Raw genomic sequence first — 21,558 nt, 5'->3', positions numbered from 1 at the left:
AATATAAGAAGGCCCCATCAGGGCCTTTTTTATTATGTGCTACCCAGTAAAGTACCCGAAACGTAATGCAAGAAAGATTAGATACGCTGATTAACACCACCGTAACCGGCCTCGGTTATGATTTGTGGGGGTATGAGTATCGCCCACAGACGGAAAGCGCGTTACTGCGTATCTTTATCGACTCAGACCAAGGCATTACGGTTGATGATTGTGGACGTGTCAGCAATCAGCTAAGTGCATCGCTCGATGTGGAAGACCTTATTCCGGTAGCTTATATTCTTGAAGTGTCTTCCCCCGGTATTGACAGGGTGTTATTCATCCCTGAGCATTATGCTCGGTATGTGGGTAAACACATTAAAGTGCGCACCCGTCTTCCCGTAGAAAAGCGTCGTAACTTCGTTGGCAAGTTGCAGGCTGTGAATGACAGCCATATCTTCATGGAAGTGGAAGGCACAGTCTTTGAGATTCCTTACGATATTATTGATCGTGGGCGAGTCGTTCTGGATATTCGACCTCAGCGCAAGGGCGGTAAACACGCATGAATAAAGAAATTCTCTACGTTGTTGATGCAGTCTCCAATGAAAAAAATGTCAGCAAGGAACTTATTTTCCAAGCGGTAGAAACTGCTTTGGCAATGGCTACCCGTAAGCGTTACGGCATGGGTATTGATGCACGTGTATCGGTTAATCGCCAGACGGGTGATTATGAGACTTATCGTCGTTGGAAAGTCGTTGATGACGAAGATCCTGAGTTTGAAAGTCCCGAACGTCAAATTTTAGAAAGCTATGCCAAAGATCGTGGTCTTGATGTGGCGATCGGCGATTATGTTGAAGAATCTATTCCATCCGTCGAATTTGGACGTATTGCTGCCCAAACGGCCAAACAAGTGATTGTTGCCAAGGTACGCGAAGCCGAACGTGAAAAAGTTGTTTCTGCTTACCGTGATAAGGTCGGGCATTTGATCATGGGCGTGGTTAAACGTGCTGATCGTAAAGGTATTGTGCTGGATTTGGGTGAAAACGCTGAGGCATTTATTCCGCGCGAAGAAATGATTCCGGGTGAAATGCTACACGTTGGTGCACGGGTCAGAGGGTATCTGAAAGAAATTCATCAGGACATGCGTGGCCCACAAATTATTGTGAGTCGTTCAGATGTTAATTTCCTGATTGAGCTGATGAAACTGGAAGTTCCTGAAGTCAGTCAGGAAATGATTGATATAATGGGGGCTGCTCGTGATGCAGGTTCCCGTGCTAAAGTAGCCGTTCGTGCTAACCTGCCGAACATTGATCCCATTGGTGCTTGTGTAGGGATGCGTGGTTCACGTATTCAAACTGTCACCAACGAACTGGGCGGCAAAGAACGTGTCGATATTGTTCTCTGGAATGAAGATATTGCAACCTATGTGATGAACGCTATGGCTCCGGCTGAAGTACTTTCTATCGTTGTTGATGAAGAAAGCAAAAGCATGGACATTGGTGTGGATGGTGAAAAGCTGTCACAAGCCATTGGACGTGGCGGTCAGAATGTGCGTCTTGCCAGCGAGTTAACTGGCTGGACGCTCAATGTGATGAGCGTTGAAGAGGCAGATGCGAAGACTCAGGCAGAGCAACAAGCTATCATCAATTTGTTCATGGAAAAACTTGACGTTGATGAGGAAGTCGCTGTCATTCTGGTTGAGGAAGGTTTTTCCACCCTCGAAGAAGTTGCCTATGTGCCGATTGAAGAGTTCATGGCAATTGAAGGTTTCGATGAAAGCCTTGTTAATGAATTGCGTGACCGTGCCCAAACCGCGTTGTTGTCACAAGCCATTTCACAGGATAGCCACTTGCCAGCGGCCGATCTCCTGCACATGGATGGTATGGATGATACCTTAGCCTTTAAGTTGGCAACCCAAGGCATTTGCACGATGGAAGATCTGGCAGAACAATCCGTGGATGAACTCATGGAGTTGGCTGACATTGATGAAACACGTGCCGCCAGTTTGATTATGAAAGCTCGCGAACCTTGGTTTGCGGACGATAAAGCAGAAGCTTAATTCTGCGGGAGGAAGGAATAGATGTCGGACATAGCAGTCAAAAAACTTGCCGAGATGATCAACGCTCCCGTTGAAGTTCTGCTCAAGCAGTTACAGGATGCCGGTATTCATGTTAATGGTTCAGATGCATGGATTACCGATGCGCAGAAACTGAAATTGTTGGCGCATATTCGTCAAGGTGCAGCACCAGTAAGCAATGGGGGCAATAAAATCACGTTGAAACGTCGTTCCACTAGCGAAATGACGGTTGGTGCAGGTGGTGCGCGTAGCAAAACGGTTAGTGTTGAAGTAAGACACAAAAAGACATTTGCAGCAGGCGTTAAGCCAACGGAGCAAACAACCGTTGACTCGCAACCATCAACATCATCTGCTACAGGTGGTGCAGTACGACTCAGCCGTACTGAGGAGTTAGCTCGGCAATTATCGGCCGAGCGTCAAGCACGAGAATCTGCGGTGCAGAAGGCCGAGCAAGGACGTCGCCAGCTTGAAGCCAAACGCATGGAGCAGCGCCAGCCCGCTGCTGTTGAACCGCCTCAACCAGAGCCTTCAGCACCTGCTGCTGTTGTACCCGTAGAACCAGTGTCTAATCCAGTAATTGAAGAGGTGAACATTCCACCTGTTGCTGAAGTATCAGACGTTGTTGTGTCTGAAGTCATAACGCCGCCGATTAGTACGGTGAGTGCTCCTGCGACAATTACTGCGGCTGAGATAGACGTTGCTAAACCAGTATCTCCTGTCCATATTGTGACACCACCTGAAATGCCAGTTGTCACTAGTGCTGATACTAGCAGCAGTACAGAACTGACTGAGAACTTGAGTGCTAGAGAGCAACGTGAAGTCGTCGTGGCAGCGGCAAGGGAAGAAGCGGCATCTGCTCTGAAACGGCGTCCCTCCAAGTTGAAGCCGAAGCCATCGTTAGCACCGCGCGAAGTGGCTGATGTCAGCGAGCCTGAAGCAGAAAAAGCGGTTGTAGTGAATACCACGGTTGAGAAGTACACAGAAGTGGTGGCATCGTCTGACGATAAGCGTGTTGATAAAAAGTCATCCAAAAATAAAGTGGCTGGGCGTGGTGGACGCGAAGAATTGCATGTTCCGGCTGGTAACCGCCCTGGTAAAAAGAAGGGGGGTGGCGGTCGGCGTGAAGCCTTCAAGCCAGATACACGTCAACAGAGCAATGCTAAGCATGGTTTTGAAAAACCGACAGTCCCTGTCGTTAAAGAAATTGAAATCCCGACGACCATCGTTGTTTCTGACTTGGCGCAAAAACTGGCTATTCGTGCGACTGATATTATCAAAGCGATGATGAAAATGGGCATGATGATGACCATTAATCAGGCTATTGACCAAGATACTGCAATTCTGGTGACAGAAGAGTTAGGCCATAAAGCCAAACCGATGCAAGAAATGGATGATGCTGCATTATTAGCGGCGATGATCGGACAAGATGCGACCGAATACGAAGTGAAGCCGCGTCCACCTGTCGTCACGATTATGGGACACGTTGACCATGGTAAAACCTCCTTACTCGACTATATCCGTAAAACGCGGGTTGCAGCAGGGGAAGCCGGAGGCATTACGCAGCATATCGGCGCTTACCATGTAGACACTGATCACGGCACGGTAACTTTCCTTGATACACCCGGTCATGCAGCCTTTACCAAAATGCGGGAGCGTGGTGCGCAAGTGACGGATATTATTATCCTGATCGTTGCGGCTGATGATGGTGTTATGCCTCAAACCAAGGAAGCTATCAAACATGCGAAAGCAGCCGGTGTGCCTATGGTGGTGGCGATCAACAAGATCGACAAGCCAGCCGCAGACCCTGATAGAGTATTGAGCGAGTTATCGCAGAACGAAGTCCAGACTGAGGCATGGGGGGGGGATGTTCCGGTCGTACAAATTTCTGCTAAAACCGGTCAAGGTATTGACGAATTGCTGGAAACTTTGTTGTTGGTCGCTGAAGTCCAAGAATTGACTGCTCCAACAGAGGCTCCAGCGACGGGCAACGTGATTGAAGCCAGTATTGAAAAAGGTCGTGGTGCGGTAGCAACGGTGTTGGTACGCAGTGGTACGTTGCGTCGTGGCGATTTGTTACTGTGTGGTTCTGAATATGGTCGGGTACGTGCCATGTTTGATGAAGCAGGCCGCCCCGTAAAAGAAGCAGGCCCTTCGATTCCGGTGGCAGTGTTGGGGCTTTCTGCCGCACCTGATGCGGGTGATGAAGTGGTCGTGTTGAATGACGAACGCAAAGCGCGTGAAATTGCGGAATTGCGTCGTGAAAAGCAACGTGATACCCGCTTCGCGGCACAACACGTCAGTAAATCAGAAGATTTCTTCACGCAAGTGAAGGCCAGTGAGCGTGCTCAGGTAAATGTCCTGATCAAAGCTGACGTACAAGGCAGTGTCGAAGCTTTGCGCAATGAATTGCTAAATCTGTCAACAGATGAAGTTGAAGTGCGTGTGGTCGCTGCCGGTGTCGGTGGTATCAGTGCCAGTGATGTGGATTTGGCTTCTGCATCTCGTGCTACTATGATCGCTTTTAATGTGCGTACTGACGCGACAGCTCGTAAGACGGCTGCTGATAACGGTGTCACTATCCGCTACTACAGCATTATCTATGAAGTCATTGATGACATTAAGTCGGTGATGAGTGGCTTGTTGTCACCTGAAGTTCGCGAAGTCTTTGTGGGCTTGGCAGAAGTTCGCGACGTATTCCGTTCTTCAGCATTGGGTCAAGTGGCTGGGTGCTTGGTGGTGGATGGCGCGATGCGTCGCAGTCTGCCGATTCGCGTCCTGCGTGATAATGTGGTTATTTTCAACGGCGAACTGGAATCCTTGCGTCGCCACCGTGATGACGTGAAAGAAGTCCACATGGGGACAGAATGCGGTATCGCGGTCAAAGACTACAATGATGTGCGTAAAGGCGACCAGATCGAATGCTATGAACGCATTCAAGTGGCACGGAAGATTTAAGCTATGCCACACCATTCGCACCCTCATGGCTTTGCCCGTGCCGACCGGGTTGGTGAACAGATCCGCCGCGATTTGGCGTTGCTGATTCGTGATCGGGTTAAAGACCCACGTGTGGGTATGGTGACGTTGTTAGATGTGGAGGTCTCAAAAGATTTCGCACATGCCAAAATCTGGTTTGATGCCTTGCAAGCTGAGCAGGGTTTGGAAGCGCAAGAAGCACTCAATCACGCTGCGGGTTTTTTGCGCCGTGAGTTGGGGCATTTGTTGAAATTGCGGATGACCCCAGCGTTGCATTTCTTTTACGACGATACCCAGTCACGAGGGAATGCATTATCAGCGTTGATCGCTAAAGCGGTGGCTTCTGATCGGCATGATGACGACGAGTCTGACCCTGATGACGGTACTACCACAGGCACGGCTGAATCTTGAGTCGCCATCGCTTTCGTAAACTTAACGGTATTCTGTTGCTGGACAAAGCCTTGGGTGTGTCCAGTAATAAAGCATTGCAGGATGCACGTTTTCTGTTTCAGGCTGAAAAAGCAGGGCATACGGGCAGTTTGGATCCGCTGGCTTCGGGTATGTTGCCAGTCTGTTTTGGTGAAGCCACCAAGGTTTCCGCTTTCTTACTCGATTCTGATAAACGTTATGTCACCACGGCAACTCTGGGGTATGTGAGTACCACAGGGGATGCTGAAGGTGAAAAACTTAATCCGCGCTCCATTCCTGACACCAGTGATGCCGAATTAGAAGCCGTGCTGGTGCAATTTCGTGGCGGGATTAGCCAAATTCCACCGATGTATTCCGCACTGAAAAAAGATGGGCAGCCGCTTTATAAGCTGGCACGTCAGGGGTTGGAAGTGGAACGTGCTGCCCGTGACATCACCATTCATTCCTTGACCGTATTGGAACGCACCGAAAACACCCTCACGTTGGATGTTGTGTGTAGCAAAGGCACGTACATTCGCACGCTGGTCGAAGACATTGGTGAACGACTGGGGTGCGGAGCCTATGTTTCCATGTTGCGGCGTGAGTCTGTTGACCCGTTTGGCGCATTCCGCATGTACAGATTGGAAGAGCTGCGCACATTAGCAGAGCAAAGTGTTGAAGCCTTGGATGCAGTGCTGTTGCCGTTGGATACCGCCTTACCCCATTTGCCTGCGATTACTGTCGACGATGCGGTGATTACCCGTCTGCGGCAAGGTCAAAAGGTGCGGACTGATCATGAGGCGGCTGAATTAATGCGCATTTACAGCGACTTTGGTGAATTCATTGGCTTGTGTGAGTCGACTCATGGCGTACTGATTCCACGGCGTTTACTGGCCTATTCGAGCCTTTAAAGTCCCATGTGCAGGTACTTGATTTCCATGTACTCGTCAATACCGTATTTAGAACCTTCACGCCCTAGCCCTGAGCTTTTTTGTCCCCCAAAGGGGGCGACTTCGGTGGAAATAACGCCACTGTTAATGCCCACCATGCCGTATTCCAAGGCTTCGGAGACGCGCCATACCCGCCCAATATCACGCGCATACACATAAGCAGCAAGGCCGAATTCGGTATCATTAGCCATCTGGATAGCCTCTGCCTCTGTCTCAAACTTGAATAGTGGGGCAACAGGGCCAAAAATTTCTTCTTTAGCAACCCGCATCGTTGGTAATACGTTAGTCAGCACGGTGGGAACATAAAACGTGCCACCCAAGGCATGTCGCCGCCCCCCGTTAAGAATGTTTGCCCCGCCTGCGACAGCATCGGCAATCAGGCTTTCGACTTTGCACAAAGCGGCTTCGTCAATCAAAGGGCCTTGCGTAACGTCAACCTCTGTACCATGCCCGACTTTGAGGGTTGTCACGGCTTGTGCGAGTTTTTCCGCAAAGGCGTTATAGACGCTGGCTTGCACCAAAAAGCGGTTAGCACACACGCAGGTTTGCCCGGAATTGCGGTATTTCGAGGCCATAGCACCCGCCACGGCAGCATCAAGATCGGCATCATCAAACACGATAAACGGAGCATTGCCTCCCAGTTCCAAGGACAGTTTTTTCAGGGTTGGGGCGCATTGCTGCATCAGTAAGCGTCCGACGGCAGTGGAGCCGGTGAAGCTCAGTTTACGCACTTTTTCATTAGCCGTCAGTTCGCCGCCAATGACACGAGGGTCGCCTGTGATTACGTTGAAAATGCCCGCAGGGATACCGGCTTGCTCGGCAAGCACTGCCAATGCCAATGCTGATAAGGGGGTTTGTTCGGCAGGTTTGACCACCATCGCACAGCCTGCGGCGAGAGCGGGCGCAACTTTGCGGGTGATCATCGCAGTGGGAAAATTCCATGGGGTAATCGCGGCACACACGCCGACGGGTTCTTTGATGACCACAATCCGGCTATTGGGAAAAGGTGAGGGAATCACATCACCGTAAGTGCGCTTACCTTCTTCGGCAAACCATTGAATGAAGGCAGCCGCATAAGCAATTTCGCCGCGTGCTTCCGCCAGTGGTTTACCTTGTTCGGCAGTCATGAGTTGGGCAAGGTCTTCTTGATGCGCCAGTATGAGTTGATGCCATGCATGAAGGACTTTAGCGCGGGCGGCGGCGGTGCGTTTGCGCCAATCGGGTTGTGCAAGGGCTGCGCCATCAATAGCGGCACGGGTTTGCGCCGCGCTGCAAGCGGGTACGGTGGCGATGATTTTGCCTGTAGCTGGGTTAGTCACGCTGAGGGTGTCGCCGGTATCTGCGGTTACCCATTCACCATTGAGGTAGCATTCGGTGCGTAACAAAGCTGGGTTATTTAGCGTTAACATGCGGGGTTCCTTTGCGAATGTTCACAATTGTTTTGCATCGGGGGAAGCCGCTGCATCCCCAAAATACGCCGTATTTACCTTCACGTTTGACCATGGGTTTGCCACAAGCGGGACAGGTTTGTTTTTCGTCCACACTTGCTGGTGTGTCAGCGGCGGGAGGTGCAGGTAATACCGTCGGTATTTCTGGCAATGTACCCACACTGGCTTTGGCGCGTGCCAGGACTTTTAATAGCCAGTTTTGCTGTTTTTCCATAAATTGTTCTAACAGCATTTCCCCATTAGCAACGGCTTCGAGTGCTTGTTCCCATGCGGCGGTGAGTGCGGGGTCTTTGACTGCATTGGGTAACATGCTGATCAGGGCAATACCTTTGGGGGTGACGCGCAGGTATTTCTTTTTGCCTTCGCGCTCTAGGAGTTTGCGTTGTAATAGCGTTTCAATAATAGCAGCGCGGGTGGCTTCAGTGCCGATTCCGGCATTTTCTTTGAGAATGGCTTTGAGTCTGGGGTTTTCGACCAGCTTAGCGATGCCTTTCATGGCTTGGATGAGTGTGCCTTCCGTATACGGTGGCGGCGGTTTGGTTTGACGTTTGAGCAATTCGGTGTCTTGAATAAGTACGCTGTCACCGACGGTTAGCGTGGGTAGCGCTTGGCTCTCAGGTGAATCCGGTACACTCGTATCACCGGGTTCTTGGTAAGCGATTTTCCAGCCCACAACACGATCTACCCGCCCGGATGCGCGAAATAACCAGCCTTGGCAATCGAGTTCGATCACACTTTGGTCGTATTCGTAGGCGGGGAAAAACTGTGCCAGATAACGTTTACGGATCAAGTCGTAAATAAAAAACTCGGCTTCCGATAAACGCTCAATACTGCCTTTGGCCGCAGTGGGAATAATCCCATGGTGGGCAGTGACTTTGCTGTCATTCCACGCTTTGCTTCTGAGCTTGGGATTGGCTTGTGCCACTAATTCCGTTAGGTTGCGGTCGGTTTGGAGCAGTGCCTGGAAGACATTCGGTGCATCGGCATGTTGCGAAAACGGTAAGTAGCCACAATCCGTGCGGGGGTAGGTGGTAAGTTTGTGCGTTTCGTATAAGGCTTGGGCAACATCAAGTACCTGTTTAGCACTCATGCCCCAGCGCCGAGAGGCTTCGACCTGCAAACCGGAAAGCTCGTAGGGTAGAGGGGCATTCTGCCGTTTGCGCTCGGTGTCGCAACGTAGCACGTTAGCTGCCTGTGCTTTGCAGTTTGCAGCCACCTGTTCTGCTAAGGCGCTATCAATGCAGCGGCCTTCATCATCAATGCCTTGCTTGCTTTTGGGGGGAATCCAGTTGGCCTTGAAAGTTTGCTCGGCTTCAGGCGGCAAGCAAGCGGCACTGACATCCCAGTAATCCAGTGGTTCAAAGTGTTTGATGTGTTCGTCCCGATCAGCGACCAGCCGCAGGGTTGGGGTTTGCACGCGTCCTACGCTTAACGCCCCGCTTTTTGCGCCGAGTTGCCCATTATATTGGGCAGCGAGAGTGTAAGCACGGCTCAAGTTCATGCCCACGAGCCAGTCAGCCCGACTGCGTGCTAAACCGGCTTGGTAGAGTTTTTCGGTTTCCGCTCCCGGTTTGAGTTGCCCCAACGCTTTACGGATGCTGGCATCATCCAACGCTGATAACCACAGGCGTGACACTCGTCCATAGTAACGGCAGATGTCGAGCACTTCGCGGGCAATCATTTCACCTTCGCGGTCAGCGTCGGTGGCAATGACGACATGCTGGGCTTTGGCGAGGAGTGTTTTGATCACTTTAAATTGCTTTGCACCGGATTTTTTGACCTCCAGTTTCCATTGCTGCGGCAAAATGGGTAGGGAGGCAAAATGCCAGCGTTTATATTGCTCGCCATAGGCCTCTGGCTCAGCGTGTTCCAGCAAATGCCCGAAACACCAGGTCACAAGAATTCCTTGGCCCTGTAAGTAGCCATCACCGCGCCCATTTGCGCCTAAAACACGGGCAATATCCCGCGCCTGGCTGGGTTTTTCACACAAATACAGCATGGTTATTAGAGGGTGGGTTAATCATTTACAGCATCATAGGCATTTCCAGGGGCAGCGGCAAACCTTGTGATGCAAGGAAGTGGCTGTTAGCTCTTTTATTTTTGAGTTCGGCCTGTTACTCTTTGGAATGCTTCCTGCTGAAGCGGCTACGCTGGTTTAATCTGCTCCTGTGTTCTTAAGCTTGAGTGTTTTAAGGTTAAACGCACCATAATATTAAATGCTGAGTTCAGTTAAAATCAAAGAGCAATAGATGGTAATAACCCTGTTTGAATAGGTCAGTTGAGGCGATGAATGAGTAAGAAATCTTCTTCAGGAAGTTTTGATATTATTTTAGATATGGAATACGTTGGCGGTCGGGATAATTTGTGTTTGTCTTTTGGCGCAGGTTTATTTAGAAAATTGGGTTGGGCTTCGGGTGATTGGCTGGCGTTTGATACCAGTGAAGTTGGGCAGATTGCCTTTAAGCAAGTTGCAGAGCCTTCAGAAACAACATTCAATCTGCGGAAAATTAAACTTCAATCAGGCTTTTATAAAATTTGCTTTTATTCGCCATTATATACTTTTCCGAAAGCAGTGGAATTATCCAAAGAAAAAGCCTCGTTTAATGTGAATACCTGGACGCTGACGTTGCATATCCCTGAGGAATACCAAGTATCACAATTACCGCCAATGCAAACGACACGAATGTTAACGGTAGATGATATTGCAGCAGCATTTAGTAAATTGTAAAGTGCGGGTCAGTTAAATAGAGTTGCGCCGTAATATTACCAGATGTTGCATATCTAACTCGAAACACACGGTTTCCCCAATGGCGTATTCTTGGTGACTAGGGGCAAGCGCGAGTAGTTGGCTATTATCTTGCAAACCCAGTACATACAGATATTCTGCACCTCTGAATACCCGTGAAACGACTTTGGCTTTACGGGGCGCATCCGCGACTAAGCGCAGGTCGTCGGGGCGGATTAAGACATCCACCGGGCATTCTGGCTGGCACTCAAGCGGTACTTCACCCCGTACTGCGCCAAGTAAGGTCGATACGGTGTCATGGTTGAAGACTGTGCCAGCAATGAGAGCACCTTGCCCAATAAACCCCGCCACAAACTGATTCACCGGCTGGTGATACAAGTTGTAACCCGTGTCCCATTGCTGCAAACGCCCGCTCTGCAACACGCCGATTTCATCCGCCATCGCAAACGCTTCGTGCTGATCGTGTGTCACCAGAATCGCCGTCATGCCTTCGCGCTTGAGAATATCGCGCACTTCCCGCGCCAGCATTTCGCGCAACTCCACGTCTTGACTACCGAATGGCTCATCCAGCAACAGCAAACGGGGTTGCGGCGCAAGGGCGCGTGCCAACGCAATCCGCTGTTGTTGCCCGCCCGACAATTCGTGCGGATAACGCTTTTCGTAACCGGGCAAATTCACCAATTCCAGCAATTCCGCCACGCGCCGCGTCTTATCTTTGCCCGACTGCTTGCGAATCCCGAAGGTGATATTGTCGGCAATACTCAGGTGCGGAAACAGCGCGTAATCCTGAAACACCATGCCGATATTGCGTTTTTCCGGCGGTAAATACACATCGGGCGCACTGATCACCTGATCTTTGAGCGTAATCGTGCCACGGGTGACAGGCTCGAAACCGGCGATTGCCCGCAGCAAGGTCGTCTTGCCGCAGCCGCTGGGGCCCAGCAAACAACCGATTTGCCCGTCTTCCACCGTCAGATTGACATCGTGTACCACCGCATTACTGCCGTATTCGATGTGAATGTTTTGCAGGATTAACTTGCTCATCAATGTTCCCCAGCCCGCGACTTACTAATCGAACGGCTCAATAAAATCACCGGAATAATCCCCGCTGCCACAATCATCAGCGAGGGCAAACCCGCATCCGCCAGCCGTTCATCCGACGCCAATTCATACGCCCGCACTGCCAGCGTATTGAAATTGAACGGGCGCAAAATCAGTGTGGCAGGCAACTCTTTCAACACATCCACAAACACCAGCAAAATCGCGGTGAGTAACGAGCCTTTCATCAACGGCAAATGCAGCCGCTGCAATACGCCCAACGGACTCAAGCCTAGCGAACGCCCCGCATTGTCCAGCGTCGGTTTAATCTTGCCCAAACCCGCTTCCACCGTTTGCAGCGACACCGCCAAAAAGCGCACGTTGTAGGCAAACAGCAGCGTAAACAGCGTGCCACTCAGCAATAAGCCTACATTGGTGTCGAAAAACTGCTTGCTCAGGTGGTTGAGTTGCGTGTCTGCCCAGGCAAACGGAATCAGCACCCCAATCGCAATCACCGTCCCCGGAATCGCATACCCCATTGCCGCAATCCGCGCTGCAATATTCACCAGCGGATCATTATTCAGCCGTTTGCCATAACCCAAAATCAACGCCAGCAACAGCGCAAACACCGCCGCCAAACTCGCCAACATCAAGCTGTGCCACACCAGATTAATGAAATCACTATCCAACCCCTTGCTGGCAACTTTAATGCTCCAATGCAGCAATTGCCCCACCGGAATCACAAACCCCAACAACAAGGGCAGGGCGCACGCCAACACTGCCACCACCGCCGTCCAGCTACGCAAACGGAATTTTGGAATGCGCGAATACTTGCTGTAAGCGACCATTTCAGCACGTCTAGCCCTCGCGATTTCCACGTCCTAAACTGGTTTCCAACCTGAACAACCGAAGGAAACCTCAATGAAACGCCCTCACCGCCGTGCCAGCGAATGGCAAACCCTCATTAGCCAATGGCAAGCCAGCGGCTTATCCGCCCCGGCATTTTGTGAACAGCACAGTATCGGTTACGCCAGTTTTTGCCAATGGCGGCAGCGTCTACGCTCCGCAGATGGCGTGGAGGAACCAGCCGTTCCCGCCAATACCTTCATCGACTTGGGAGCATTATCGGCGGGTCATGCCGCGCTGGGGCAAGGCTGGCACATTGTGCTGAGTTTGGGGAATGGTGTTGAACTACGCCTGAGCCAACGCTGATGTTTGCCCCCGCCGCCACCGCCCGCATCTGGCTATGCACCCAAGCCACCGACATGCGCAAAAGCTTTACGGGGCTGACCGCTTTGGTGAAAAACCAGTTAGGGCAAAATCCCCTGAGTGGGCATTATTTCGTGTTTGTGAACCTACGTAAAACCCAGATGAAGATCCTCTATTTTGAACCCAGCGGCTATTGCTTATGGAGCCAACGCCTGGAGCAGGGGCAATACCGGGTGCAGCCGACAACTAGCGGGCAGCGCGAACTGACCCTGACGGATTTGCAGTTGATTTTAGCAGGCATTGAGGTGCAAAAATCCAGACAATTCAAGCGTTACCAGTATCCTGTGCAGCCACATTCTGGTACAATAAGCCCATGATTTTAAAGCCATCCACCCCGTCTGACACCAGCGTTCCCATGCCGCCGATTGTGGCGGAAATGCTGGCGTTGCGTGAGGAAAATGCGGGGTTACGTGCAGACAATGCCGTCCTGCAACAGGCAGTTTCTGAATTAAAACGCCAACTGGTGTGGTTCAGGCAACAGGTCTTTGGCAGCAAATCGGAAAAGCGTCCGGTTGAGATACCGGTGGCGCAGTTGCCGTTGTTTGCCCCCGCCGCCACCCCGGTTGCCGCACCCGAGGGTGAAAGCATTACCGTCACCTACCAACGCGGTAAAGCCCCCAAGCTGCGCCCGGATGACTGCGTGAATGACTGCGGGTTACGTTTTACCGCCGATGTCCCGGTCAAGGTGATTCACCTCACCCCGCCGGAACTTCAGGGGGAAGAGGCTGACCAGTATGAGGTGATCGGCACCCAGGTGACCCATCGGGTGGCGCAACGCCCTGCCAGCTACCTCATCCTGCAATACGAGCGCCCGGTCATCAAACGTAAGGGCAGTGCTTCGGCTTCGCTCAGCAACCCACCACTTCCCAGCCCTGCACCCGCCAACGTGCTGGAACGTAGTGTCACCGATGTCAGCTTTTTGGTGGGGATGCTGGTGGACAAGTTCCAGTACCACCTGCCGTTGTACCGCCAGCACCAACGCCTGACCCAAGCGGGGATCACCCTCAGCCGCACGACGCTGACCAATGCGGTGAAACGTGCCATCGACCTGCTCAAACCCATTGCCGAAGCGCAACTCGCCAGTGTACTGCAAAGCAAGCTGCTGGCGATGGACGAAACCCCCATCAAAGCCAGTCCCGCAGGCAACGGCAAGATGAAGCAAGGCTACTTCTGGCCGCTGTACGGGGATCAGGACGAAATCGTCTTCACCTTCTCCGCCAGCCGTGGGCGGCAACACATTGAAAAGACCCTTCGCCAACAGTTCAGCGGCACACTGCTCAGCGACGGTTACCGTGCTTATGCCAGTTACGTCAACGCCAATGACAAGATTACCCATGCCCAATGCTGGGTACACAGCCGTCGCACCTTCATTGCCGCCGAAACCGCTGAACCACAAGCAGTACGCCAAGCCCTTGACACTATCGCGGCACTCTATCAGCACGAAGCCCAGATTAACGAGAAAAAACTCGACGGGGAAGCCAAACGTACCTACCGCCTCACCCACAGCAAGCCGTTGGTCGACCAGTTCTTTGAATGGTGCCAAACCCAATTACAACGTACCGATTTAGTCCCCTCCAACCCGCTGACCAAAGCCCTTGGTTATGTCATCCGCCGCGAACACGAACTGCGCGTGTTTCTGGAAGATCCCGACGTGCCAATGGATACCAACCACATCGAACGCGCCCTGCGGCCCATCCCCATGGGCAGGAAAAACTGGTTGTTCTGCTGGACAGAACTCGGCGCGGAACACGTGGGCATCATCCAAAGCCTGATCACCACCTGCCGCCTGCATGACATTAACCCGTATGTCTATCTGATGGATGTTCTGTTGCGCGTTAGTGAGCATCCCGCTTCTCAGGTGCAAGACCTTACGCCAAGATGTTGGAAACAACGGTTTGCGGATAAGCCATTGCGCTCGGATTTGTTTGCGGATATCAACGACGGGCTAGAATGACCGTTTACTACTTGCTAGAGGTATGGTGATACCGCGCCCGACTGCGCGACCAACGTTCCAACAGAATCAGCACAAACACAAACCCCATCAGCAACGCTGCCAATTGCGATGCCGCCGCGTGATCGCCCAGCCCAAACCAAGTACGGAAAATGCCCGTGGTAAAGGTTGATACGCCGAAATATTGCACCGTGCCAAAATCCGCCAACGTTTCCATCAACGCCAGCGACAAGCCGGTAATAATTGCCGGACGCGCCAACGGCAACGCCACTCGAAAGAAACTTTGCCACTGGTTTGAACCCAGCGTGCGGCTCACTTCCAGCACACAAATCGACTGTTCCAGAAACGCTGCCCGCGCCAACAAATACACATACGGAAACAGCACCAGCGACAACATGGTGATTGCACCGCCAAGGGAGCGCACATTCGGGAAGTAATAATCGCCATACCCCCAGCCCGTCAGCTCGCGCAACAAGGTTTGCACTGGCCCCGAAAAATCCAGCATTCCCGTGTAGGTGTAGGCAATAATGTAAGCAGGCATCGCCATCGGCAACAGCAATGCCCACTCAAAAAAGCGTCGCCCCGGAAACTCACACATGCTGTTCAGCCATGCAGCCGGAAGCCCCAGTAGCAATACGCCAAACCCCACGCCCAACACCAGCCAGAGCGTATTCAGCAAATAATCGGTAAGCACCGTTTCGCGCAAATGCTGCCAAACTTCGGGCGCAGGCACGAATACGTAGCCGAACACCGCGAGGATCGGCAAAGCAGTCAGCAATGCCATGCCCAACAGCACGGCACGCCAGAGCAGGGGTTTTATTTCCACCCAGCTTTGTCCATGATTTTCACGGCTTCGGCATTGTGTTTGCCGAGTTCAGACAAGTTCAGGCTATCGGCTTTGAACTCGCCCCAACCTTTGAGCATCGCACTGGGCGCAATACCGGCTTTCACGGGGTATTCCTGATTGGCTTCGGCGTACCATTGCTGCGATTCATCGTTAACCAAGAACTCCATCAGTTTGACGGCGTTATCCTTGTTTTTGGCGGTTTTAGTTACCGCAGCACCGCTGATGTTGATGTGTACGCCGCGATCACCTTCGGCTTGGTTAGGCCAGAAGATTGCGACCTTTTCCGCAGCGGCTTTGTCTTCCGCCTCTTCACCCGTCAGCATTTGCCCGTAATAGTAGGTGTTGGCAAGCGCAATGTCGCATTGCCCAGCCGCTGCTGCTTTGATTTGGTCACGGTCGCCGCCTTCGGGTGGACGCGCAAAGTTTTTCACCAAGCCGTCAGCCCATGCCTGCGCCTTTTCCGCGCCGTTCACTGCAATCATCGAACCCAGCATTGACTGGTTATAGATATTGTCGGAAGAGCGTACACAAATGCGACCTTTCCATTTCGGATCAGCCAAATCTTCGTAAGTGGAAAGTTCTTCCGGTTTCACTTTGTCTTTCACGTAAAAGATCGGGCGGGCGCGGGACGTGAGGCCAAACCACTGATGCGAAGGGTCACGTAGGTTTTCAGGAATTTCTTTTTTCAAGATTTCGGATTCGACTGGTTGAGTCAGTTCCATTTCTACGGCACGGTATAAACGACCTGCATCCGCCGTCATCAGCAGATCGGCAGGGGTGTTTTCCCCTTCAAGTTTAAGGCGTTCCAAGAGCGCATCATCTTTGCCCGTCACAAGGTTAACTTTAATGCCGGTCTGTTCAGTAAATTTGTCGAACAATGGCTTGATCAGTTGTTCTTTACGGGCGGAATAGACGTTGACTTCACCATCAGCGAATGCAGGGGTGGCAATGCTGACAAGCAATAATGACAATGCAATTTTTTTGAACATAGGGTCTGCCTCTATTGCAAACATGAATAAGAAGAGTTCGCATTATCTATATTTCTACTGATAATGCAAGCAATTCTCATTATTTCATTAGGGGGCTAAAATTCGTAAGCCACTTGTAAGGTGACGACATCTTCTTTCGCCCCATCATAGCCTTCGTTATTCATGTATTCCGCCGCGAAACTGGCTTTTTCATAAACGGGCATCCGGTAAGCGATACCTGTCGCCGTTTCGGGCAGTTCCAATGCTTCGGCATCCTTAGTTTGTTGATAGGCCAGCGCCAGAATACGGTCGTTGCCGAGATCAACGCCGACTTCCAGGTTGCTGGCAGAAGGTGTGGTGGTGGTATCGTCTGCCAACGTGATTTCCTCAACGGCAATGTGTTCGGCAATAAGGTTGAATGCCCCCACTTTACCGGAAGCATGGACACCGACACCCGCTGCGGCTTTATCGTTCACGTCAGAGAGGTAACTGACGCCTGCACTCACGTTATCGGTGCTGTAATCCAGATTTGCACCGTAGGAGTCGATTTTTTTGCTACCGTTTTCGTCATCTTTGAAAACGTAGGCAGAACCCGACATTGCCCCGGCACTCATGCCCAGTTGTACGGCTTCTTCTTGCGTTTCTGCCAGTTCCAGCGTTAAGGGGGCGGATACCATCTTGCTGTCGAATTTGCCGAAAGGTACGTACATGCGCCCGGCGGTAATGTCAGTGCCTTCACGCGGGTGGAAGGTGACAGTGGCTTCATCCACGGCGATATTGTCGTCGTTTTCACCTTGTTCGTAGAGGAACAGCAGATGTCCGTCGATCTTGTCATTCAATTTATTGTCGATGCCTAGTACCACGGTGGGTACGGTGAGGTCACTGGTATCACCGTCATCATTGCTGACGAATCCGGCTTCGACTTCGACCACGCCACTCAAGGTGGTTTCGGCGAAAGCGGGCGTGGCAATGCTGGCTGCAATCATCAGGCTGAGTAAGGTCTTTTTCATGCTGGGACTCCAAAATTATCGCTTTTTAAGGGCATTGGCTTGTCCGTTTTCATGACAGCACCACATGGTTATCCCACAAGGTGTCAGGATAGTGGTGCAGCAGACTGGCTGATGCAGGTTGTAAGGTTGAGGGAAAAGTGTGTATGCCGCCGGTGGCATCCGAGACGAGAAATTGTTGCTTATCCGCCAGAAACGCAATGCCGCTTGGTTCCGGTAGGGGATGCGCGTGCAGGAAACGGTGTTCGCGGGTACTCCAGAAACTGGTGTGATTACCACGAGGTGAGGATACCGCAAGGATGTGTTGCTGCGGGTCATACGCCAAATCAGCCATATAGCCGCTGAAACGTGCCACATCCGCAGTGCTAATGTCGAGCAATTGCAAATCGCCGCCACGTTCTTGCCATGCCACTAACGAAGCAGGTTGCTGGCGGTATAAGTCACCTTCGTATTGCAGCGCTACACCGACATTGCCATCGGCGGTGGTGATCAGGTGGCGAATGCTGAGGTAACGGTCGGGCAGGCGGTATTCGTCGATTTTTTTGCCGCTGGCAGCGTCGATATACACCAAGGAGGGTTGCATGGTGTCGAGATTGAGTTTGCGCCGCCCGAAATCAGGGTGGGTTTCGATGCCTCCATTGGCGACGACCAGTGTTTTGCCGTCAGGCATGAGTTGGACTTCGTGCGGATCAAGCCCGAAGGTGTCGTATTCGCCCAGATGTTGGAAGGTTTGGCTATCGCGGATGCCCAGTACACCGCGTTTCGCGTCAAAATGGTTTTCGGTGGTGAATAGCGCATCGCCTTGGGCAGACAGGCAGCCGTGACCATCAAAATGGTGTCCGGCAGTAGCAGGGATGCGCTGCATACCGTTAGACCAATTGACCACTGCGCATTCAAAGCCGGGGCGTCTGCCAAACAGAATTACCCGCCCATCGTGCAGTGGTAACATGCCATGACCGCGAAACGGCACGGCTTGTGAATCGGTAGTGCCGCTGGCAATATCCAGTCGGGTGAGGAAATGCCTGCCTGCCGGATTATCACTGGCTGAATACAGGATTGTCGCGCAGGGGGGGGCAGCACTGGTGAGTTTCATCAGCTTATTCACACCCAAGGTTGCACCGAATGTGCCTGCCGTGGCGAGCAATAAAAAGGTGCGGCGATTCATGGTTTAATCCCCATCATTATCGTTAAAACCGAGTTGTACACCCATGACTTTGGCAAGCTGACGTTTGATGCCCATTTGGATGTCGTTGCCCATGTAGTAGTAACCGTCGAGTGCTTTGCTGTTGCCCGTCTTGATCAATTCAAACGGATCGCTGTCGGGAACCGGCAGTTTGAGGTAATTATCCAGCCGCATTTCCATCGCATCGGCGACGAACTTTTCGATCTCACGTTGGTTATGGTCACGCAGCCATTGCAGAATACCGCCGTCTTTTACAATACGCAGCATTCCTTCGACATTGGCGCGAACGACTTGCACGGAATAGCCACTGCGCCATGCTTCTAACTGATAGGCGTTGGAGGTGTTCAGCACCTCTTGTTTGCCTTCGGTATTGAGGTCAATGCCTTTGCCAAGTGGATTGCCGATGCGGTTTTTGCTGAACTTCTCGGCGGACTGAAACAGCTTACCCACCAGTAAATCCACTGCTTGACGTGAGCTGGCGAAAGTGGCATTGCCTTTATTGGCAGTGCGGAAGGCAGTGGCGTAGCCGTTTTTGTCGTTGATCCAAGCCTCGGCAATGGTGTGCAACGTGGTTTGCAATAGCTCGCTGGCGGCTTGCACGTAAGCACAGCGGCGTTTGCCTGTGTCACCTTGGAAGGCGGCAAGCTGGTCAGCATCGCTTTTATCACGGTCGAACAGCAGGAATTCGAGTGTGCCTAAGCCTTGCCCGCCTACGCCTGCTTTTTCCACTGCTTCCACGGTCAACGGGGATGTAGCGTTTAATAAACCGTTGATCACCGCTTTTTTGGGGGGATTGAAGTTGACCTTGAAGTCAATTTGGTCTTCGATGGCGGGGCCAAACATGAGAGCATCAGTACGATGCCATGCTAATAGGGTTTCGCCCCAACCTTCGCGCAAAACCTTGAAGTTTTCGGCATTGGGTTCGCTGCAAAAGGTTTTGCTGCGTTGGGTGAGGGTGTTGGCAGTGACATCCAACTCGCGGTACAGCGGGATGATTGCGCCATCGACAACGTGCACCAGCAATTTGTCTACGTCGGGAATTGGCGTTGCGGGGGCAATAGTCGTGACCACTTCTTTGACTTCTGTTTCGACTGGTGGAGCCTCGTTTGCCAATAACAGGCTAGGAAGCAGGAGTAGGCAGCAGCCAATCTGTTTAAACATCGTCATTCTCATTACAGCGAGTTCAGGAAGCGCAACAAGGCTTCACGCTCTGGTTTGTTGAGGGCAAGCACGTTTTGCTTGGCAGGTTCAGCTTCGCCGCCGTGCCAAAGGATGGCTTCGAGCAAGTTGCGGGCGCGTCCGTCATGCAAAAAGCGGGTATGTCCGCTGAGCGTTGCGGTGATACCGATGCCCCATAGCGGGGGCGTGCGCCATTCTTGTCCGCTGGCAGCAAATTCGGGGCGGTTGTCCGCCAAGCCTGCGCCCATGTCATGCAGTAATAAGTCGCTGTATGGCTGGTGTGCTTGCTGGGCTAAGGCGGGAAAAGTAGGGACGTGGCAACGGGCACAACCGCTTTGCTTAAAGAGGCGTTCGCCTTGCAGCACTTGTGGGTCAGTTACATCACGGCGTGGCGGCACAGGTTGGGCGTTAACGTGGAATACCACTTTATCCAGCAGGTCATCAGGAATTTCGGGTTTGCCGCCATCAGGCAGGTGGTGGCAATCGGTTTGCGCTGCCGTGCAGGGCTGTTCGGGAAAACGGGTATTGGTAATGCCAATGTCGTTACGGAAGGCATCCGCACTTTGCTGGGCAATACTGGGTTGGTTCGCTTTCCAGCTAAACCGTCCCAGTACGATTTGCTGTTGCTGGATGTCCCACACTTGGTTGGCTTTGCCGGAAATACCGTCGCCGTTTTTATCGTCGGGGTCGGCATTGGCGAGAATTTCGGCGGTGGGGACGCTTTCCAGCAAGCCCATGCCGAACAATGCCGGGGCAACGCGCACGGAGTGCTGTACGTCGGGGTGCATTGCGCCGTAGTTCAAACTATCGAGATGCAGCTTAGGTTGTTGCAGGGTGTAAGTTTCACCATCGGCAAATTGCCCGTGGACTTCGGTGTAGCTAAAACGTGGGGTGGCTTCGCCCTGCAAACCTTTGTTGCCGAGTGGTTGCAGGTGATCGCCATAAAGGGGTTCGGGCGCGACGCCTAGGGTTTTGGCTACCATCGGTTGTTCTGCTGTGGTGGCAGGGATACTGAGTTTGACGATAGTCGAGAGGAACGGTTCGGTTGCCGTTAGCGGCGGATGCCCGCGCCCGTGCTGCACATGGCAGGCAATGCAGCTATTGGCTTTGAACAATGGCCCCAGCCCATCGCGTGCGGTGGTGGATGCGGGCGCACTCACCCACGGTTGTTGGAAGAATGCGCCACCGATGGCGAAATCTTCGTGCTGTTGTGGGTTCCCTTCGGCTACGCTCAGGGAACGGGAGGGGGTATCGCTGTTGGCTAGCTCTGGCAGCATAATAAGTAGGCTGCTCAGGGCAATGGCTAGGGTCGATTGCATTTATCCACCAAATGAGTCGCTGCTCTCCGGGTTAAGGCTGTCCACGCCGACGGCTTTGGCAGCCGCTTCGATGTCACCCGTTTGGCTGCGCAACGCCGCAATCGTGGCTTTGATGCGTTTGTTACCGTCCTTGTTGTCGGGGGTAATTTGCTGGTCGAAATTTTCACCGTTTTTCGCTGCTTCCACAATGGCTTCGGCTTTTTGTTGCGTATCCGCGAG

At 52.2% G+C, this 21,558-nt stretch carries 19 protein-coding genes and 1 pseudogene; 9 read left to right on the top strand and 11 right to left on the bottom strand.

Annotated features, from left to right (window positions below; translation table 11 throughout):
- The first annotated feature begins 65 nt into the window (after nucleotides 1–65).
- From rimP to truB, 5 genes are read left to right on the top strand one after another with little or no spacing between them, the layout of a single operon-like run.
- Complete coding sequence (gene rimP, locus QJT81_16695) at nucleotides 66–542, top strand: ribosome maturation factor RimP (GenBank protein WGZ93427.1); 477 nt, start codon at nucleotides 66–68, stop codon at nucleotides 540–542.
- The gene (gene nusA, locus QJT81_16690; protein WGZ93426.1) at nucleotides 539–2,035 is read left to right on the top strand and encodes a transcription termination factor NusA; all 1,497 of its coding nucleotides are present in this window, start codon (nucleotides 539–541) and stop codon (nucleotides 2,033–2,035) included. Before rimP ends, nusA begins: the two co-directional genes overlap by 4 nt.
- Nucleotides 2,036–2,056: 21 nt before the next feature.
- Entirely contained in the window at nucleotides 2,057–5,008 is a 2,952-nt protein-coding gene (infB, locus tag QJT81_16685) for a translation initiation factor IF-2 (GenBank protein ID WGZ93425.1), read from the top strand.
- A gap of 3 nt (nucleotides 5,009–5,011) precedes the next feature.
- A complete protein-coding gene (rbfA, locus tag QJT81_16680; protein WGZ93424.1) occupies nucleotides 5,012–5,437 on the top strand; it encodes a 30S ribosome-binding factor RbfA in 426 nt (141 codons plus the stop codon).
- On the top strand, nucleotides 5,434–6,345 hold the full coding sequence (truB, locus tag QJT81_16675; GenBank protein WGZ93423.1) for a tRNA pseudouridine(55) synthase TruB: 912 nt from the start codon (nucleotides 5,434–5,436) through the stop codon (nucleotides 6,343–6,345). The genes rbfA and truB overlap by 4 nt, the downstream gene beginning before the upstream one ends.
- On the opposite strand, the gene QJT81_16670 is transcribed toward truB, so the two are convergent.
- Nucleotides 6,342–7,793 (bottom strand): NAD-dependent succinate-semialdehyde dehydrogenase, encoded by a 1,452-nt coding sequence (locus QJT81_16670; GenBank protein WGZ93422.1) that lies wholly within the window; start codon nucleotides 7,791–7,793, stop codon nucleotides 6,342–6,344. The genes truB and QJT81_16670 overlap by 4 nt on opposite strands.
- Complete coding sequence (locus tag QJT81_16665; protein WGZ93421.1) at nucleotides 7,777–9,831, bottom strand: DNA topoisomerase III; 2,055 nt, start codon at nucleotides 9,829–9,831, stop codon at nucleotides 7,777–7,779. Before QJT81_16665 ends, QJT81_16670 begins: the two co-directional genes overlap by 17 nt.
- 291 nt (nucleotides 9,832–10,122) lie before the next feature.
- Here QJT81_16665 and QJT81_16660 point away from each other — a divergent pair, with 291 nt between their 5' ends.
- On the top strand, nucleotides 10,123–10,560 hold the full coding sequence (locus QJT81_16660) for a hypothetical protein (protein WGZ93420.1): 438 nt from the start codon (nucleotides 10,123–10,125) through the stop codon (nucleotides 10,558–10,560).
- A gap of 12 nt (nucleotides 10,561–10,572) precedes the next feature.
- On the opposite strand, the gene QJT81_16655 is transcribed toward QJT81_16660, so the two are convergent.
- Both QJT81_16655 and QJT81_16650 read right to left on the bottom strand, forming a co-directional pair.
- Complete coding sequence (locus tag QJT81_16655) at nucleotides 10,573–11,622, bottom strand: ABC transporter ATP-binding protein (GenBank protein ID WGZ93419.1); 1,050 nt, start codon at nucleotides 11,620–11,622, stop codon at nucleotides 10,573–10,575.
- Nucleotides 11,622–12,494 carry an ABC transporter permease subunit gene (locus QJT81_16650; GenBank protein ID WGZ93418.1) on the bottom strand — a complete coding sequence of 291 codons (873 nt, stop codon included), beginning with the start codon at nucleotides 12,492–12,494 and terminating at the stop codon, nucleotides 11,622–11,624. Before QJT81_16650 ends, QJT81_16655 begins: the two co-directional genes overlap by 1 nt.
- A 43-nt stretch (nucleotides 12,495–12,537) precedes the next feature.
- Between QJT81_16650 and QJT81_16645 the strand changes: the two genes are divergently transcribed.
- The 3 genes from QJT81_16645 to QJT81_16635 are packed head-to-tail and all read left to right on the top strand — an operon-like array spanning nucleotide 12,538 to nucleotide 14,839.
- Nucleotides 12,538–12,828 (top strand): IS66 family insertion sequence element accessory protein TnpB, encoded by a 291-nt coding sequence (locus tag QJT81_16645; protein ID WGZ93417.1) that lies wholly within the window; start codon nucleotides 12,538–12,540, stop codon nucleotides 12,826–12,828.
- Nucleotides 12,828–13,202, top strand: coding sequence for an IS66 family insertion sequence element accessory protein TnpB (gene tnpB / locus QJT81_16640; GenBank protein ID WGZ93416.1), 375 nt, complete (start codon nucleotides 12,828–12,830; stop codon nucleotides 13,200–13,202). The genes QJT81_16645 and tnpB overlap by 1 nt, the downstream gene beginning before the upstream one ends.
- On the top strand, nucleotides 13,199–14,839 hold the full coding sequence (locus QJT81_16635; protein ID WGZ93415.1) for an IS66 family transposase: 1,641 nt from the start codon (nucleotides 13,199–13,201) through the stop codon (nucleotides 14,837–14,839). The genes tnpB and QJT81_16635 overlap by 4 nt, the downstream gene beginning before the upstream one ends.
- 10 nt (nucleotides 14,840–14,849) lie before the next feature.
- Here QJT81_16635 and QJT81_16630 read toward each other — a convergent pair.
- The 7 genes and pseudogenes from QJT81_16630 to QJT81_16600 all read right to left on the bottom strand — a co-directional run bounded on the left by QJT81_16630 (nucleotide 14,850) and on the right by QJT81_16600 (nucleotide 21,525).
- Nucleotides 14,850–15,620 (bottom strand): annotated as a pseudogene (locus QJT81_16630) (ABC transporter permease subunit).
- Between the two features lie 32 nt (nucleotides 15,621–15,652).
- Nucleotides 15,653–16,672 carry a Fe(3+) ABC transporter substrate-binding protein gene (locus tag QJT81_16625; protein ID WGZ93414.1) on the bottom strand — a complete coding sequence of 340 codons (1,020 nt, stop codon included), beginning with the start codon at nucleotides 16,670–16,672 and terminating at the stop codon, nucleotides 15,653–15,655.
- A 95-nt stretch (nucleotides 16,673–16,767) separates the two neighbouring features.
- The gene (locus QJT81_16620) at nucleotides 16,768–17,661 is read right to left on the bottom strand and encodes an LbtU family siderophore porin (protein ID WGZ93413.1); all 894 of its coding nucleotides are present in this window, start codon (nucleotides 17,659–17,661) and stop codon (nucleotides 16,768–16,770) included.
- A gap of 49 nt (nucleotides 17,662–17,710) precedes the next feature.
- Nucleotides 17,711–18,823, bottom strand: coding sequence for a DUF1513 domain-containing protein (locus QJT81_16615; protein ID WGZ93412.1), 1,113 nt, complete (start codon nucleotides 18,821–18,823; stop codon nucleotides 17,711–17,713).
- A 3-nt stretch (nucleotides 18,824–18,826) separates the two neighbouring features.
- Nucleotides 18,827–20,002 carry an imelysin family protein gene (locus tag QJT81_16610; GenBank protein WGZ93411.1) on the bottom strand — a complete coding sequence of 392 codons (1,176 nt, stop codon included), beginning with the start codon at nucleotides 20,000–20,002 and terminating at the stop codon, nucleotides 18,827–18,829.
- Between the two features lie 11 nt (nucleotides 20,003–20,013).
- Complete coding sequence (locus QJT81_16605; GenBank protein WGZ93410.1) at nucleotides 20,014–21,297, bottom strand: di-heme oxidoredictase family protein; 1,284 nt, start codon at nucleotides 21,295–21,297, stop codon at nucleotides 20,014–20,016.
- Between the two features lie 42 nt (nucleotides 21,298–21,339).
- Nucleotides 21,340–21,525 (bottom strand): hypothetical protein, encoded by a 186-nt coding sequence (locus tag QJT81_16600; protein ID WGZ93409.1) that lies wholly within the window; start codon nucleotides 21,523–21,525, stop codon nucleotides 21,340–21,342.
- Nucleotides 21,526–21,558 lie beyond the last annotated feature (33 nt).

It is taken from the genome of Candidatus Thiothrix putei, from assembly GCA_029972225.1.
Lineage (GTDB): Bacteria > Pseudomonadota > Gammaproteobacteria > Thiotrichales > Thiotrichaceae > Thiothrix > Thiothrix putei.
Note: the sequence above shows the minus strand (reverse complement) of the source record. Positions and strands in the feature narration are given on the sequence as shown.

Coding starts and splice junctions, on each gene's coding strand:
- QJT81_16635 (WGZ93415.1), top strand. CDS start 13,199: ATGATTTTAAAGCCATCCACCCCGTCTGACACCAGCGTTCCCATGCCG.
- QJT81_16660 (WGZ93420.1), top strand. CDS start 10,123: ATGAGTAAGAAATCTTCTTCAGGAAGTTTTGATATTATTTTAGATATG.
- QJT81_16655 (WGZ93419.1), bottom strand. CDS start 11,622: ATGAGCAAGTTAATCCTGCAAAACATTCACATCGAATACGGCAGTAAT.
- QJT81_16670 (WGZ93422.1), bottom strand. CDS start 7,793: ATGTTAACGCTAAATAACCCAGCTTTGTTACGCACCGAATGCTACCTC.
- infB (WGZ93425.1), top strand. CDS start 2,057: ATGTCGGACATAGCAGTCAAAAAACTTGCCGAGATGATCAACGCTCCC.
- QJT81_16615 (WGZ93412.1), bottom strand. CDS start 18,823: ATGAATCGCCGCACCTTTTTATTGCTCGCCACGGCAGGCACATTCGGT.
- nusA (WGZ93426.1), top strand. CDS start 539: ATGAATAAAGAAATTCTCTACGTTGTTGATGCAGTCTCCAATGAAAAA.
- QJT81_16605 (WGZ93410.1), bottom strand. CDS start 21,297: ATGCTGCCAGAGCTAGCCAACAGCGATACCCCCTCCCGTTCCCTGAGC.
- QJT81_16620 (WGZ93413.1), bottom strand. CDS start 17,661: ATGAAAAAGACCTTACTCAGCCTGATGATTGCAGCCAGCATTGCCACG.
- QJT81_16625 (WGZ93414.1), bottom strand. CDS start 16,672: ATGTTCAAAAAAATTGCATTGTCATTATTGCTTGTCAGCATTGCCACC.
- rimP (WGZ93427.1), top strand. CDS start 66: ATGCAAGAAAGATTAGATACGCTGATTAACACCACCGTAACCGGCCTC.
- QJT81_16645 (WGZ93417.1), top strand. CDS start 12,538: ATGAAACGCCCTCACCGCCGTGCCAGCGAATGGCAAACCCTCATTAGC.
- rbfA (WGZ93424.1), top strand. CDS start 5,012: ATGCCACACCATTCGCACCCTCATGGCTTTGCCCGTGCCGACCGGGTT.
- tnpB (WGZ93416.1), top strand. CDS start 12,828: ATGTTTGCCCCCGCCGCCACCGCCCGCATCTGGCTATGCACCCAAGCC.
- QJT81_16665 (WGZ93421.1), bottom strand. CDS start 9,831: ATGCTGTATTTGTGTGAAAAACCCAGCCAGGCGCGGGATATTGCCCGT.
- QJT81_16610 (WGZ93411.1), bottom strand. CDS start 20,002: ATGTTTAAACAGATTGGCTGCTGCCTACTCCTGCTTCCTAGCCTGTTA.